Annotated in this window: 12 protein-coding genes; 10 read left to right on the top strand and 2 right to left on the bottom strand. The window is 67.6% G+C overall.

Going from position 1 to position 15,957, the window contains the following annotated elements; genetic code table 11:
• Nucleotides 1-13 precede the first annotated feature (13 nt).
• From ppc to DFR24_RS06260, 8 genes are all read left to right on the top strand, one after another.
• Nucleotides 14-2,728: a phosphoenolpyruvate carboxylase gene (gene ppc / locus DFR24_RS06225; protein WP_133880435.1), complete on the top strand. Its 2,715-nt coding sequence runs from the start codon at nucleotides 14-16 to the stop codon at nucleotides 2,726-2,728.
• Between the two features lie 78 nt (nucleotides 2,729-2,806).
• Nucleotides 2,807-4,114: a glucose-1-phosphate adenylyltransferase gene (gene glgC / locus DFR24_RS06230; RefSeq protein ID WP_133880436.1), complete on the top strand. Its 1,308-nt coding sequence runs from the start codon at nucleotides 2,807-2,809 to the stop codon at nucleotides 4,112-4,114.
• Between the two features lie 355 nt (nucleotides 4,115-4,469).
• Nucleotides 4,470-5,384: a DMT family transporter gene (locus DFR24_RS06235; protein ID WP_133880437.1), complete on the top strand. Its 915-nt coding sequence runs from the start codon at nucleotides 4,470-4,472 to the stop codon at nucleotides 5,382-5,384.
• Nucleotides 5,385-5,485: 101 nt separating this feature from the next.
• The gene (locus DFR24_RS06240; protein WP_133880438.1) at nucleotides 5,486-5,863 is read left to right on the top strand and encodes a cupin domain-containing protein; all 378 of its coding nucleotides are present in this window, start codon (nucleotides 5,486-5,488) and stop codon (nucleotides 5,861-5,863) included.
• A gap of 89 nt (nucleotides 5,864-5,952) precedes the next feature.
• On the top strand, nucleotides 5,953-7,137 hold the full coding sequence (locus DFR24_RS06245) for a CaiB/BaiF CoA transferase family protein (protein WP_133880439.1): 1,185 nt from the start codon (nucleotides 5,953-5,955) through the stop codon (nucleotides 7,135-7,137).
• A 94-nt stretch (nucleotides 7,138-7,231) separates the two neighbouring features.
• A complete protein-coding gene (locus DFR24_RS06250; RefSeq protein WP_246051533.1) occupies nucleotides 7,232-8,533 on the top strand; it encodes a sugar MFS transporter in 1,302 nt (433 codons plus the stop codon).
• 146 nt (nucleotides 8,534-8,679) lie between these two features.
• Entirely contained in the window at nucleotides 8,680-10,836 is a 2,157-nt protein-coding gene (bglX, locus tag DFR24_RS06255; protein ID WP_366518904.1) for a beta-glucosidase BglX, read from the top strand.
• A 303-nt stretch (nucleotides 10,837-11,139) separates the two neighbouring features.
• A complete protein-coding gene (locus DFR24_RS06260) occupies nucleotides 11,140-11,421 on the top strand; it encodes a hypothetical protein (protein WP_133880441.1) in 282 nt (93 codons plus the stop codon).
• A gap of 219 nt (nucleotides 11,422-11,640) precedes the next feature.
• On the opposite strand, the gene DFR24_RS06265 is transcribed toward DFR24_RS06260, so the two are convergent.
• Nucleotides 11,641-12,471 carry a hypothetical protein gene (locus DFR24_RS06265; protein ID WP_133880442.1) on the bottom strand — a complete coding sequence of 277 codons (831 nt, stop codon included), beginning with the start codon at nucleotides 12,469-12,471 and terminating at the stop codon, nucleotides 11,641-11,643.
• A gap of 307 nt (nucleotides 12,472-12,778) precedes the next feature.
• Nucleotides 12,779-13,672: an alpha/beta hydrolase gene (locus DFR24_RS06270; RefSeq protein ID WP_133880443.1), complete on the bottom strand. Its 894-nt coding sequence runs from the start codon at nucleotides 13,670-13,672 to the stop codon at nucleotides 12,779-12,781.
• Nucleotides 13,673-13,991: 319 nt separating this feature from the next.
• Here DFR24_RS06270 and DFR24_RS06275 point away from each other — a divergent pair, with 319 nt between their 5' ends.
• Nucleotides 13,992-14,702 (top strand): GntR family transcriptional regulator, encoded by a 711-nt coding sequence (locus tag DFR24_RS06275; RefSeq protein WP_162851075.1) that lies wholly within the window; start codon nucleotides 13,992-13,994, stop codon nucleotides 14,700-14,702.
• Between the two features lie 5 nt (nucleotides 14,703-14,707).
• Complete coding sequence (locus DFR24_RS06280) at nucleotides 14,708-15,928, top strand: CaiB/BaiF CoA transferase family protein (protein WP_162851076.1); 1,221 nt, start codon at nucleotides 14,708-14,710, stop codon at nucleotides 15,926-15,928.
• Nucleotides 15,929-15,957 lie beyond the last annotated feature (29 nt).

Here is a 15,957-nt window from a genome sequence, read left to right on the forward strand (position 1 = left end):
CGTGGGAACTCGAATGGACCAGCCTTCGCATCCCCCCCAGCCCGCGCGGAACGCCGCCAGCGAACCGCTGCGCGACGACATCCGCCGCATCGGGACGATGGTCGGCGAGATGCTGGCCGAACAGCACGGTGCCGCGTTCCTGGAGATCGTCGAGAAGGTCCGGCGCACGGCGATCCAGCGCCGTCGCGGCGAAGGCGACCGCGAAACGCTGTCCCACCTGCTGTCGGGCCTGCCGGTGGCGCAGGCCGAAATCCTGACGCGCGCCTTCGCGACCTACTTTCACGCGGTCAACGTCACCGAACGCGTGCACCGCATCCGGCGTCGCCGGGATTACCAGCGTGAAGACGGCCCGCCCCAGCCCGACAGTCTCGAGGCGGCACTCACCTCGCTGAAGGCCGCCGGCGTCAGTTCGCGCGAGTTGCTGCTGTGGCTCGGCCGGCTCGACATCGAGCCGGTATTCACCGCACATCCGACCGAGGCCGTGCGCGGATCGATCCTCGAGAAGGAACAGGAGATCGTGCGCTGCCTGGTCAACGAGTTCGATCCCTCGCTGACAGCGCCGGAGCGTGCGGCCGACTGGGGACGCCTGCGCATGGCGCTGACCGCGACATGGCAGACCCGCGAGACCGCATCGGTGCGGCCCAGCGTGCGCGACGAATGCGAGCACGTCGGCTTCTATCTGGGCGGTCCGATCTACGGCATCGTGCCGGCGTTCTACGAGGCGTTCGAAAACGCCGTGCGCACCGTCTACGGCAACGAAGTCGAGATGCCGCGCATGCTGCGCTTCGGCTCCTGGGTCGGCGGCGACATGGACGGCAACCCGAACGTCGGCGCCGAGACCATCGCCGAAACGCTGCAGGTGCAGCGCGAACGCATCCTCGAGCGCTATGCCGCCGAGGTCGGTGAATTGTCCGGCCTGCTCAGCCAGACCGCGGATCGCGTCGACATGGCGGGCGAGCTGATACGCCGCATCGAGTCGTACCGCACCTTGCTGCCCAAGACCGCGGCCACCATCCGGCCGCGCCACGAGGACATGCCGTACCGCGTGTTCATGATCCTGGTGCGGGCGCGCCTTCGCGCGACGTCCCGCGAGATCGAGGGCGCCTACGATTCGGCCGCCGACTTCGTCGCGGACATCGAGCTGGTCGCCGAAAGCCTGCTCGCCGGAAAGGGACTGAACGCAGGCTGGTATGCCGTGCGCCGCCTGCTGTGGCGGGCGCGCAGCTTCGGCTTCCATCTCGCGCGGCTGGATTGCCGGCAGGACTCGCGTGTCCACGCCCGCGCCATCGCGGCGCTGATCGGCGACGCCGGCTGGCCCGAGCTGGACGCGGCGACGCAGAGCGAACGCCTGCGTCCCTACGCCGGGCACAGCCTGGTGTTCGACAAGACCGACGACGCGACCGCGCAGCGTTGCGCGGCCGTGTTCAAGACCTTGTGCGATTCCATCGAGCGATACGGCGATGAAGCCGTCGGCCTCTACATCATCAGCATGGCGCAGCGCGCCGCGGACGTTCTGGCCGTTCTCGCGCTGGCGCGCTACGGCGGCCTGATCGACCGGCGCGGCCGCGTGCCGCTGGATATCGCGCCGCTGTTCGAGACCGTCGACGATCTGCGACAGGGCCCGGACACGCTGCGCACGCTGCTCGCCGACCCGGTCTACCGCCAGCACCTGGCAGCGCGCGGCAATCGCCAGATGGTGATGCTCGGATATTCCGACAGCGGCAAGGACGGCGGCACCGTCGCGTCACGCTGGGGCCTGCAGCGGGCCCAGGTCGAACTGCTCGAAGTGGCGCAGGCCGCCGGCATCAAGCTCGCGTTCTTCCACGGTCGCGGTGGCTCCGCGAGTCGCGGCGGCGGCAAGATCGCGCCGGCGCTGATGTCGAGTCCGCGCGGATCGGTCGCCGGCAGCCTGCGCGTCACCGAGCAGGGCGAAGTGATCCATCGCAAGTACGGCATTCGCGCGCTGGCGCTGCGCAGCCTCGAACAGATGGTGGGCGCCACGTTGCGCGCATCGCTGCGGCCACGGCTGCCGGAGACGCGCGAAGCGGACTGGCGCGAGGCGATGAACGCGGTCGCCGGACACAGTCGCACCGCGTATCGCGCGTTCGTCGACGCTCCCGATTTCGTCGACTACTTCCGCACGGCGACGCCGATCGACGTGATCGAGAAGATGACCTTGGGCTCGCGCCCCTCGCGGCGCGGCACGATGGTCGGCGTCGAATCCCTGCGCGCGATTCCCTGGGTCTTCGCGTGGACGCAGTGCCGTGCGGTGCTCACGGCCTGGTACGGACTGGGCAGCGGCCTGCAGCGCGTGGCCGATGCGAGCGGTGATGCGCCGCTGCTGGAGATGGCGCGCGACTGGGCGTTCTTCCGTGTGATGCTCGATGACGTCGACATGGTGCTGGCCAAGTGCGATCTGGATATCGCCGAGCGCTTCTCGCGCTTGTCCGGGCCGCTGCACGAGCGCTTCTTCCCGAAGGTCGTCGCCGAATTCGAGCTGACCCGGCACTGGGTGCTGCGACTGCGCGGCCAGGAATCGCTGCTGGCCGGCGAACCGCGGCTCGGTGAATCGATCCGACGGCGCAACCCCTACATCGATCCGATCAGCTTCCTGCAACTGGACCTGCTGCAGCGCTGGCGTGCCTCCGGCGGGCAGGACGAGAACCTGCTGCACGCGCTGGTGGCCACCGTCAACGGCGTCGCGCAGGGACTTCAGAACACCGGATGAACACGCTCCGCCACGCCGCCCGCAACACGCACCGATCGACGCGTCCCGTGTCCGCTCTGCTTTTTCTCCGGTAACCCCGTGCAGCCCACCGCTCCCGCCTGGAACGAAGCGCCTCCCGAGACGCGCCACATCAGCCGCCTCACGCGTGAAACGCTGGGGCTGATCCTGGCCGGTGGCCGCGGATCGCGCCTCGCCGCCCTCACCGACTGGCGCGCGAAACCCGCGGTGCCCTTCGGCGGCAAGTTCCGCATCATCGATTTCCCGTTGTCCAACTGCGTGAACTCCGGCGTGCGCCGCATCGGCGTGCTCACGCAGTACAAATCGCACTCGCTGATCCGGCATGTCCAGCGCGGCTGGGGGCTGCTGCACGCCGAGTTCAACGAGTTCGTCGAACTGCTGCCCGCACAGCAGCGCATGGACGAGCACTCCTGGTATGCCGGCACCGCGGACGCGGTGTACCAGAACATCGACATCATCCGGCACCACGCGCCCAAGTACGTGCTGATCCTCGCCGGCGACCACATCTACAAGATGGACTACGGCCCGATGATCGCGGCGCACGTCGAGACGCAGGCCGACATCACCGTGGGCTGCATCGAGGTGCCGCTGGACCAAGCGAGCGCGTTCGGCGTCATGGAGATCGACGAACAGGCGCGCATCGTCAAGTTCGTCGAGAAGCCGCCGAATCCCGAGCCGATGCTCGGACGCGCCGACGTCGCGCTCGCCTCGATGGGCATCTACGTGTTCAGCACCAAGTTCCTGCTCAGCGCGCTGATCCGCGATGCGGGCCGGCACGGCTCGAGTCACGACTTCGGAAAGGACCTGATCCCGGGAGCCATCGGCCGCCACGCGATCTACGCGTACCCGTTCCAGGACACCCAGCGCGACAAGCAGGGTTATTGGCGCGACGTCGGCACGGTGGACGCGTACTGGGAAGCGAACATGGAACTGGTCCAGGTGGCGCCGCCGCTCAACCTGTACGACCGCGACTGGCCGATCTGGACGTCGCAGGAACAGCTGCCGCCGGCGAAGTTCGTGTTCGACGACGACGACCGGCGCGGCATGGCCGTGGATTCGATGGTGTCCGGCGGCTGCATCATCGCCGGCGCGCAGCTGCGCAGGACGCTGCTGTTCTCCAACGTGCGCGTCGAGAGCGGCACCGTCATGGAAGACTCGGTCGTGCTGCCCGACGTCAGCGTGGGGCACGACTGCAGAATCCGGCACGCGGTGATCGACAAGGGCTGCGTCCTTCCGGACGGAACCGTCATCGGCTACGACCCCGAGCACGACCGCAAGCGTTTCCACGTCACCGAGAAAGGCCGCGTGCTGGTGACGCCGGACATGCTCGGGCAACCGCTGCATACGGGCGAGCAGACACCGGGCTGATCGTCCGGGAGCAAAGTCCGTAGCCCGGGCGAAGCCCGGGGTTCCCCTTCGATAACGGAACGCAGCCCCGGGCTTCGCCCGGATTCCGGGTCGTCATCCTGATGGATAACCGACGGCGTAGGCTGGGATGGAGCGCAGCGAATCCCAGCGTCGCGTTTGCAACTCACCTAGCTGCTGGGATTCGCTGCGCTCCATCCCAGCCTACGGAATCTCAAGGTCGTTCCATCGGGGCTTCGCCCGGGCTACGGACCGCGAACGCCTTATGCTGTCGGTCCTGAATGCGATGCCTCGACAGCGGCGTTGCCCACTTTGACCCGCAAGGCGATGCGCTCCATGTCTAGGCTGTTTTTCGGCGATGTCTGATGTCGCCGGTGCTCATCATCCGTTCCGCGGTGTCGTGCTGTTCTTCTGCGCGCTGTTCCTGTTCGCGTGCATGGACACCACGACGAAGTACCTCGTGGCGTACTACGAAGTGCCGCTGGTGGTGGCGATCCGCTACATCGTCCAGTGCCTGTTGATGGTGGTGCTGCTCGCGCCCAGCCAGGGACGACGCCTGGTGCAGACGCAGCGCACCGCCCTGGTCTGGGTCCGCGCGGCCTGCCTGGCGGTCGCATCGCTGAGCGTGGGCATGGCGTTCCAGCGGATGCCGGTGGCGGAGACCACGGCGATCCTGTTCCTGTCGCCGATGCTCGTCGTGCTGATCGCGGGGCCGCTGCTGCACGAGCGCGTGAGCATCGTGGACTGGATCGCGGCGTCCACCGGGATGCTCGGCATCGTGCTGATCGCCCGTCCCGGCGGCGATCTGGATCCGGCCGGCATCGCCTATGCGCTCGGCGCGGTCGGCCTGCTGGCGAGCTACCAGCTGCTCTCGAGAGTCCTGATCCGCACCGAGCGCACCGTTGCGCTGATCTTCTACATGGCGCTGGTCGGCTCGATCCTCTTCGGCATCGGCCTGCCCTGGTACTGGAGCGGCGCAGCGCCGTCGACGATGCAGGTCCTGCTGTTCCTGAGCCTGGGCGTCACCGGCGGACTCGGCCACTTCCTGTTCACGACGGCGCACCGGCACGCGCCGGCCTCGCTGCTGGCGCCCACGATGTACGTGCAACTCGTCTGGGCCGGCCTGTTGGGCTGGGTCGTGTTCGACCACGTGCCCGACCGGCTCAGCATCCTGGGAATGGGAGTGGTCGCGGCGGGCGGCGTGCTGGTGGCGCTGAACTCCCGTCGCACGCGCGTCGTGACGCCGGCGGATGCGTCTGTACAGGAAGTCTGAGGCGATTTGTCGGCATCCCGGACTTCGTCCGGGCTACGCCAGCGGTCTCGGTGAAGACTATTCTTCGGCTGATTGCGCAATCGGAGAGAGGACGGATCGACGTGAAGGAAGCCATCCGGCGCGCGGATACGAACGCCGAGTTCTATACCGATGAGCGCTGCTTCATCACCGAGGTGTCCAATTTCGACGGCGACCCCGCCGTCTCCATCGCCCGCGCCCGGGTCGAACCTGGGCAGACGACGCGATGGCATCGGCTGCGTGACACCGTCGAGCGTTACTTCATCCTCTCGGGGCGTGGCCGCGCGGACGTCGGCGATCTCGGACCGCAGAATGTCGAGCCGGGCGATGTCGTGCTGATCCCTGCCGGGTGCCGGCAGCGCATCACCTGCGTCGGCGGCCAGACGCTGGTGTTCCTTGCGATCTGTTCGCCGCGCTTCCGGCCCGAGGCTTACGAGGACATCGACGAGACGGGTGGCTGAGGTCTGCGAGCGAGCGGGGTCGGCACCGGACGTGCGCCGCGGGACAATCGGCGACAAGATCCGCCCTCGTCCTCGCCTCATCATTCCGCATGGATTCCACCGCTGCCCCGTCGACCCCGCTCCCGCTCCAGGGCATTCGTGTTCTCGAACTCGGCGCGCTGATCGCCGGCCCCTACGCGAGCTCGCTGTTCGCCCAGTTCGGGGCGGAGGTGATCAAGATCGAGCCGCCGAAGACCGGCGATCCGTTGCGCAAGTGGCGCAAGCTGCACGAGGGCACGTCGCTGTGGTGGTACGTGCAGAGCCGCAACAAGAAGTCGGTCGTGCTGGACCTGAAGACGGACCAGGGCCGCGACGTCGTCCGCCAGCTCGTCGCCGAGTGCGACATCGTCATCGAGAACTTCCGGCCCGGAACGCTCGAGGAATGGGGACTGGGTTGGGAGCCGCTTTCCGCCATCAATCCGAAGCTGATCATGGTGCGCATCTCCGGCTACGGACAGACCGGGCCGCGTCGCGATCTTCCCGGCTTCGCCGCCATCGCCGAGGCGATGGGCGGGCTGCGTTACGTGACCGGTTTTCCGGATCGCCCGCCGGTGCGGGCCGGCATCAGCATCGGGGACACGCTGTCCGCGCTGTACGGCGCGTTCGGCGCGATGACGGCGCTGCATCACCTGAAGAACAACGGCGGCAAGGGACAGGTCGTCGACGTGGCGCTGTACGAGTCGGTGTTCGCCGTCATGGAAAGCCTGATCCCCGAATTCTCCGGACTCGGCTTCACGCGCGAACGGTCCGGCGCGAGCATGCCGGGCATCTCGCCGTCGAACACCTACGAATGCCGATGCGGGCAGCACGTCGTGATCGCCGGCAACGGCGATGCGCTGTTCAAGCGCCTGATGACGGCGATCGGACGACAGGACCTTGCGATCGATCCTGCGCTCGCGCAGAACGACGGGCGCGTCCTGCGCAACGACGAGATCGACGCCGCGATCAGCCACTGGACGCTGGCGCGCGACATCGACGAGGTCATCACGGCGCTGGAAGCGGCCGAGGTTCCGGTCGGCAAGATCTACACGGCGGGCGACATCTGCGCCGACCCGCACTACGCGGCACGTGGAATGCTCGAGGAACACCTGACGCCGACCGGCCTGCGCATGCAGATCCCCGGCATCGTTCCCAAGCTCAGCGCGACACCCGGACGCACGCGATGGCTCGGCCCCGCGCTGGGCGAGCACACGGCCGAAGTGCTGGCGGCGCTGCAGAGCAAATCGCGGACCTGAGGCCGGGTCGCCGGACGTCGACGAAAATGTCGTAATACGCGACCCGTCGCCGGCACCCGCGCCGACGCGACGGCCGTGACTCGAGGAGAACCCGATGCAGGTTTCATCGCAGGCCCCTGCTGTGCCCGTCGGCGGCGAGAAGCCGCACGGCGGCGTCACCGCGATGATCATCGGGCTGTTCTTCGTCTGGGGCTTCTGCACGGTGCTGGTCGACAGCCTCGTGCCCAAGCTCAAGGGCCTGTTCTCGCTGACGTATGCCGAGGCGATGCTGTCGCAGTTCGCGTTCTTCCTCGCTTATCTGGTGATCTCGATACCGGCGGGGCTGCTACTGGCCCGCATCGGCTACCTGCATTCGATCGTTGTCGGCTTGGGCGTGATGGCAGCGGGTTGTCTGCTGTTCACGCCGGCCGCGAGCATCGGCCTGTTTCCGCTGTTCCTGCTCGCGCTGTTCGTGCTCGCCAGCGGCATCACGCTGCTGCAGGTGGCGGCCAATCCGCTGATCGCGAACCTCGGCGATCCACGTCGATCGCACGTGCGCCTGATCCTCGCGCAGGCGTTCAACTCGCTCGGCACGACGGTGGGACCGTGGCTGGGCGCGGCCTTCATCCTCGCTGGCGGCGTTGAGCTGCCGGGTGACCCTTCGGCGCTGTCGCCCGAGGCGCTGTCCGCACTGCGCAGCGAGGAGGCCGGCGTCGTCATGGTGCCGTTCCTCGGCATCGCGACCGTGCTCGGCCTGCTGGCGCTGACGTTCTGGTGGCTGCGCCAACAACGCGGGATGCCCGCGGTTCCGCACCAGGTCAGCGGCGCGGCCGTGTTCGCGCCGCTGCGACACCCTCGCCTCGCGCTGGCCGCGCTGTCGATCTTTCTGTACGTCGGCGCCGAAGTTTCCATCGGCAGCGTCCTGGTCAATTACCTGATGCTGCCCGGCACGCTCGGCGAAACCGCGCTGCGCGCCGGACAGCTCGTGTCGCTGTACTGGGGCGGCGCGATGGCCGGCCGCTTCGTCGGCTCGCTGCTGCTGCGCAGCATCGGCGCCGCAACGCTGCTGGGCCTCTGCGCGCTCGGCGCCGCGACGCTGGCCATGGTGTCGAGCCTGTCGACCGGCTCGATCGCGGCCGTCGCGATCCTGTCGATCGGCCTGTTCAACTCGGTGATGTTTCCCGGCATCTTCTCGCTGGGCATCGAGAAGCTCGGCGACGAGACGCCGCAGGGATCGGCGCTGCTGTGCCTGGCCATCGTCGGCGGTGCCGTGGTCCCGGTGATCACCGGAGCTGCTGCGGATCGCTTCGGCTTGTTGTCGGCGCTCGTCGTGCCGGCCATCTGCTACGCCGGCATCGCCGTCTTCGCGTTCCTGACGCGCGCCGGCATCCTCGACCGCGCTGCTCCTTGGGCATGACGGAGGCGTCGGGCCCGAAGACGTCGCGACGCGCCTTCCTGGCGGGCGCCTCGTCGCTCGCCCTGCTCGCCATCGCGCAGCGCGTCGCCGGGCAATCGCTTGCCCAAGAGAACGATGAGGCGGCCATCGAGGCGCTGATCGGCCGCATGACGCTGGAAGAGAAGGCCGGCCAGCTCAGCCTCTTCGCCGACCCGATCCGCATCGGCACGCAGAACCGGATCAACCCGGACGCAGGTCCGCGCATCGACGAAGGTCTTGCGCAGCGCATCCGCGAAGGACGTCTCGTCGGGCTGTTCAACGGCACTGGCGCCGCGGCAGGCCGTGAACTCCAGCGCCTGGCGGTCGAGGAATCGCGCCTGAAGATCCCGCTGCTGTTCGGCGCCGACGTGCTGCACGGCCTGCGCACGGTCTTTCCGATTCCGCTCGGCGAAGCGGCGAGCTTCGATCCCGCGCTGGCCGAGCGCACGGCGCGCGCCGCGGCCGTGGAGGCCACGGCCCACGGCATCCACTGGACGTTCGCACCGATGGTCGACATCGGCCGCGATCAGCGCTGGGGCCGCGTCGCCGAAGGCGCCGGCGAAGATCCCTACCTCGGCTCGCTGTTCGCGGCGGCACGCGTGCGCGGCTTCCAGGGACGACGCCTGTCGGACGCGGACAGCCTGCTCGCCTGCCCCAAGCATTTCGTCGGCTACGGCGCTGCCGTCGGCGGCATGGAATACAACAGCGTCGAGATGTCGGAGCAGACGCTGCACGACGTCTACCTGCCGCCGTTCAAGGCCGCGTTCGATGCGGGCGCGATGTCGTCGATGAGCGGGTTCAACGATCTCAACGGCGTGCCGTTGACGGCGCATCGCCCGCTGCTCAGCGGCCTGCTGCGCGATCAGTGGAAGTTCCGCGGCGTCGTGGTGTCCGACTACACCGCCGATCGCGAACTGGTCATGCACGGCGTCGCCACCGACGATCGCGACGCCACGCGCCAGGCGATCCTGGCCGGCGTGGACATCAGCATGCAGAGCGATCTCTACAACCAGCATCTGCCCTCGCTGGTGAGCAGCGGCGAGCTGCCGCTCGCCGTCGTCGACGAGGCCGTGCGACGCGTGCTGCGCGTCAAGCAGCTGCTCGGCCTGTTCGACGATCCCTATCGTTCGCTCGATCCTGCCGTGCAGAAGCGCGACACGCAGACGGCCGCCGCGCGCGACCTGGCTCGCGAGAGCGCACGCGCTTCGATCGTGCTGCTGAAGAACAAGGACGACGTTCTTCCGTTGCGGAAGTCCGGCCAGAAGATCGCGCTGATCGGGCCGTTCGGCGCCGACGTGGCGAATCTTGCCGGACCCTGGGCGCCGTTCGCCGACATGAAGGACGCCGTGAGCGTCGAGCAGGGCCTGCGCAAGGCGCTGCTCGATCCCGCGCTGCTGAAGACGGTGAAAGGCTGCGATCCCGAGCGCGAGATTCGCGGCGGCTTCGACAAGGCCGTGGCCGCTGCCAGGGCCGCCGACGTGGTGCTGCTGGCCATCGGCGAGACGCAGGACATGTCCGGCGAGGCGGCGTCGCAGACCGACATCCTGCTGCCGATCGTCCAGCAGAAACTCGCCGAGGCCGTCATCGGTACCGGGACGCCGGTGGTCGTGCTGCTGCGCAACGGACGCGCGCTGGCGCTCGAAGGCGCGGTGCGCGATGCCCGCGCCTTGCTGGTCACCTGGTTCCTCGGCGTCGAGACCGGCAACGCCATCGCCGACATCGTGTTCGGCGATCACTCGCCGTCAGGCCGTCTGCCGGTGAGCTTTCCGCAGGCCGCGGGACAGCAACCCTTCTCGTACGCACACCGTCCCACCGGCCGCCCGCAGGTCGCGGCCGAGGACCCGTTCTGGAAAGCCCGCTATCGCCACGTCACCAACGCGGCCTTGTTCGCGTTCGGGCACGGACTCACCTACTCGCGTTTCGAGTACGGCGAGCCGGACGTCGGCGGCGGCACGATGGCCTGGGACGGCTCGCTGACGGTCCGTGTGAAGCTGACGAACACCGGATCTCGCGAGGCCGAGGAAACGGTGCAGCTCTACGTCCACGACCGGGTCGCGAGCCTGTCCAGGCCTGTGCGTGAGCTCAAGGGCGTCCGAAAAGTCCGGCTCGCGGCGGGAGCGTCCGGGGTGGTGGCGTTCACGCTGAACCGCGAGCAGCTGAGCTTCCACGACGCCCGGATGAACCTCGTCGCCGAGCCGGGGGAATTCGAGGTTTGGCTCGCGCCGTCGGCGACGTCGGGTGTCGCGGGAATCTTCGTGCTTGAACCGCCGGCGCCCGGCGGCTAGCGAAGCCCGGCGCAGCCACGCGTGAGAGCAGGACATCGGTAGGGTGCGCCGCGCGCACCGATCCCGTCCGCACCGGAGCACCCGCGTGCGCGAAGCGCACCCTACCGCCTGAGACCTCCGGGGCGCCGATCAGCCGTCCCCGCAAGTAGCTGACTTACGGCGACAAAATCGAGGTGTGAAAGACGTGTGAAAAGAGTGTCGATTTCGTGAAGACCTGCGGGTGGGATCGGTAGAAAGTCCCTCCATCGACGGGGCCGAACCCGCCGGAACATTCCCAAATCGCAGCTCTCCCGGAGATTCCAGATGAAGACCTTCCAGACCCTCGCCCTGATCGCCGCCCTCGCAACCGGCGCCTTCGCGGCTCCCGCGTTCGCCGCCAGCCCGAACGGCCCGAGCATCGACGGCTACGCGGCAGCCAGCCTGTCCGCCGCCTCGGCCGGCAGCGTCGAAATGCTCTCCGCCCCGGCCCGAAAGGGCTGCGCCATCCGCAACACCTGCGACCTGATGGATCCGGTCGCGCTCGACGCCGAGTTCGGTGACGATCCGCAGGCGGTGCAGCAGATGCCCGAGTCCGATCGTCCGTAACCCGATGGCGCTTCCGGGCCGACAGCCTGCAGCGCGCTTTGTCGATCCCACCCTTCCTGTCAGCCTCCCGTCGTCCCGGTTGCCGCGTCACGTCTTTTCGCGGTGAGGCGCCTCGAAGAACACACCTGCGGGTTCAGAACATGACCGGCAGGATCCTCGAACCGGTTTGCTGCTGGACGAGCGTCTCCGAGGCGCCCGGCGCGACCACGACGAGCAGGTTCATCGGCCGGCCTGCCGGTGAACGAGGCGGAACCAGCTGCGCCGCAACGGGTGCATCTGCGGAAGTTCGAAGGCCGGGCGATCCATCTCGACGACGAGGTCGACGTAGCGGCGAACATGTGGTGTCGACGGGCGCATGCTGACCGAGTGGATCGCCTGCGGACCATTGACGAAGCCGATGAACGCGTTGGCCGCGTATCGCGCCGTCACCTCGTGTATCACGCCATTGCGCGGCGCCCGATGCGCATCGAAGCGAAGTCCCTCGAGGCCGCGATACAACCGCAGGTCGCCACCGGCGGCGGCGTCCGCCGCATCCCGCAGCGTGAGCAGTCCGGTCCAGAGCCGGGTCGCAGGGTCGACGTGGGGTTTGTCCTGGGAGGACGCCAGACCGGTGGCGCCGGTGTTCACGACGAGGTCGCATCCGAGGTAGACGTCGCCGGGCTCGCCCGAACCGAGCCTGGCGACACGCCAGCGTTTCATCGGGCGTCCCATCCGGCGTTCGATCTGCTGAAACCCCGCGTGCAGCTGCGGCCCGAAGGTCTCGAGAATCTGCAACCAGAACGCCTGCGCGGTGTGCTGCTCGACGAACCATTTCCACGCCTCGCTGAAGCCGGGTTCGGCGAGCACCCGCGAAGACGGAATGCGCAAGACCGCGCGATCGGCCGCGCTCCCGTTCTGCGGGAAACACGCGATTTCCGGAAACGTCGCGGACAAGGTTTCGTACTGATCTTCGGGCAGGCAGGACGAGGACTGCACGTTGGCGAACGGGAACGTGCTGAACGCATAAGCCCCGTAAGGCCTGAGCACGCGCCGGTGCGGATCGAACTCCATGGTGGGGCGCCGGCGGATTTATCGCGACACGGAGCCAGCGCCGGGCGCGCCAAGCTTCTGCCTGGCATCGGCATGAACGAAAACGGAACGCTGCCCCATCGCGATGTCGCTGTGCGCCCCCTGCGTCGATGGGGCGGATGCTACAGAGCCAAGCTTACGTGGCACTTTCAAAACGGCCGGAGCGGGGCCTCCCGACCGAATTCCATATAACTTACGTTCGCCTGTCGGCGAACGATACGCACCAGCACGATGACCCCGCCTGCGGGCAAGGGCTGCATTCGCGCCCGGTGCGTATCCGGCTTCCGCGTCAGAGGTGCTTCACGAAGAAGTCGCGGGCCGCGGCGCTGGTTCCGTCGAAGCCTTCGAGGTACGAGGCGTAGTGATCGGCCTTGATGACGTACAGCTCCTTGGGCTCGCGCGCACGCTGGAACATCTCCAGCGCCAGATCGGTCGGCGTCGACGTGTCGTTGTTGGACACGATCATCAGCAGCGGCGATGGCGCGATCAGTTCCATGTAGCCGGTCACGTCGTAGTCGAGCAGGTATTCGAGCGAACGGATCGTGACCTTGTTCTCCCATTTCATGCCGGGAACCGACTTCACGTACTTGTCGAAATAGTTGTGGGTGCGGCGACCGGGGAACGCGCAGGGCTCGCCGTCCTTGTCGCTGGTCACCGGCACGTACTGCGAGGGCTCGCCCTTCATGCGGCGTGCGCGATCGTCGTCGATCATCTTCATGAACTCGGGGATTTCCGCGAGCCGCAGGAACTGCTGGATGTTCTTCGGCCCGTGCACGAACGGCACCTGGCTCACGACCGCCTTCACGCGCTTGTCCAGCGCCGCGACGCCGAGCACGGCGCCACCGGTATAGCTGGTGCCCCAGATGCCGATGCGCTCGGGATCGGCCTCCGGCTGCTGCTGGGCAAAAGTGATCGCGCAGCGGTAGTCACGGCGCTGCGCCACCGGATCGATATCGTGGCGCGGCGAGCCGTCGCTCTCGCCCAGGCAGCGGTTGTCGTACACCAGCACCGCCATGCCGCCCTTGCAGAACACTTCGGCATACTGGTCCAGCGTCATCTCCTTGACCGCCGTGAAGCCGTGGGCCATGACGATGGTCGGGAACTTTCCGCTCTTGTGATCGGGAACGTAGAACCAACCACGCAGCGTGACGCCATCGGCGTTGAACTCGACATTGCGACGCATCGGACTTTTCCTGGTCGGATGAAGCGTCCGGTCGATATTCCGGGCGCGAAATAGGGGCTGGCAGGTAATCGCGTTCCGCGTGCTCCGGCTATACGGGCGAGCCCCATGTGACGTGCCCGCATGCCTGAAACATCCGGTTGCGTGGCTCCACCCGCCTGACTAAGCTGCTTGTACGTACAAGCGGACAAGAAGGCGCGACCGAGCTCGAAGCGCGTTCTGGTGATCGATCCGTACCGCGCCGCCTCCCCGCTCGCCCGACGCCCCGCCCCGCCCCATGGAACGCAAAGCGGCCGCTTCCGCATCGACGATCAAGCATCGCATGATCTCCGACGTTCTCAGCGGCGAAATCCAGGGCGGCAAGTTCAAGGTTGGCGACCTGCTGCCGTCGGAGCCGGATCTGAGCGAGCGCTTCGGCGTCAGCCGGCACACCGTGCGCGCCGCGCTGCGATCACTCCATGGCCTGGGACTGGTGACGAGCCGTCGTGGCGTCGGCACCTCGGTGAAGGGCAATCGCCTTGCGGCGCGCTACAGCCATGAATTCGGATCGGCCGATGATCTGTTCCAGTATGCGACGAGCACGAGGGTGCGCCTGCTCGAGCACGACGAAGTGGTCGTGACGGCGTCGATGGCGGCGCTGCTCCATTGCAAGGCCGGCGAGCGCTGGTGGCGCATCCGCACGGTGCGACAGGAGCCTTCGAACAACGCGGTCGTCGCCTACTCTGAGATCCATCTGCCGCTCGCGTACGGCTCGGTCATCCGCCAAGCGAAGAAGAGCCGCCAGCCGTTCTTCTCGCTGATCGAGACGCTGTTCCACGAGAAGATCACCGACATCCAGCAGGAGATCAGTTGCGTCGCGCGTCTACCCGCGGCCGAAGCAGCCCACCTGCAACTGCCGAAGGCCTCGCCGGGTCTGCAGATCACGCGCCGCTATGTCGGTAGCGGCGGACACACGCTGGAGTTCGCGCGATCGGTGCACCCTGCGGAACTCTTCAAGTACGCCATGCGCCTGCAGCTGCGCCACGGAGCATGAATCGAATGTCGACCGAACCCGCAGCAGGCGTCGCGATGGAGCAGGTCCTCAAAGGCCTGCGCGTCCTCGACCTGACCCAGAACGTGGCCGGGCCCTATTGCACGCAGATCCTCGGCGACATGGGCGCCGAGATCATCAAGGTGGAGCGGCCGGGCTCCGGCGACGACACGCGGGCCTGGATGCCGCCGGCCTGGGGCGAACAATCACCGGTGTACCTCGCCTTCAACCGCAACAAGAAGAGCATCTGCATCGATCTGGATGCGCCGGAAGGCCAAGAGGCGGTGGCGCGACTCGCGCGCAGCGCCGACATCGTCGTCCACTCGATGAAGCCCGGCAGCGCCGAATCGCGCGGCCTGGGCTTCGAGTCGCTCCGGCAGGACAACCGCAAGCTCGTCTACTGCGCCATCAGCGCCTTCGGACAATCCGGGCCCATGAGCGGGCTGCCGGGTTACGACCCGCTGATGCAGGCCTTCACCGGCGTCATGAGCGTCACCGGCAACGACGGCGAGGCGCCCGTGAGGGTCAGCGTCTCGCTGATCGACATGGGCTCCGGCATGTGGGCGGCGATGGGCATCCTCGCGGCGCTGCGCGAGCTCGAGCGCACCGGCGAAGGAAGCTGCGTCAACACCAGCCTGCTGGAGACCGGCATCGCGTGGATGTCGGTGTTCATCGCCAACTTCCGCGCATCCGGCACGTTGCCGCGCAAGCTCGGATCGGCGATGACGATGTTGGCGCCGTACGAACTGTTCGCCGCCGCCGACGGCTGGGTGTTCATCGCAGCCGGCAACGACCGCCTGTTCACCCAGGTCTGCAAGGCGCTGGGGATCGACCATGCTGCGTCCGACCCCAAATTCGCGAAGAACGCCGACCGCGTGAAGCACCGCGTCGAGCTGCATCGCATCATCGAGGACGCGATGGTGCAGATGCCGGCCGCCGAAGCCGTGAGGCGCCTGCGCGCTTGCGGCGCTCCGTGCAGCATTCTCAACGACGTCGGCCAGATGCTGACCGACGAGCAGGTCGTCTCCGCCGGCATCGTGCAGCCGCTACAGGTCAGCGAAGGCGACGATCATCGCGTGGTCGGCATCCCGTTCACGCTCAACGGTCGGCGCAAGACCGAACACGTGGCGCCGCCGACACTGGGCGCTCACACGCACGCACTCCTGGCGGAGGCCGGCTACGACGATGCGGCGATCCGCCGGATGATCGAGCACCGCTTCGTCGGCTGACGCATTCCATCCGATCCACTTCCCGAGAC

This window comes from Panacagrimonas perspica (genome assembly GCF_004364935.1).
Lineage (GTDB): Bacteria > Pseudomonadota > Gammaproteobacteria > Nevskiales > Nevskiaceae > Panacagrimonas > Panacagrimonas perspica.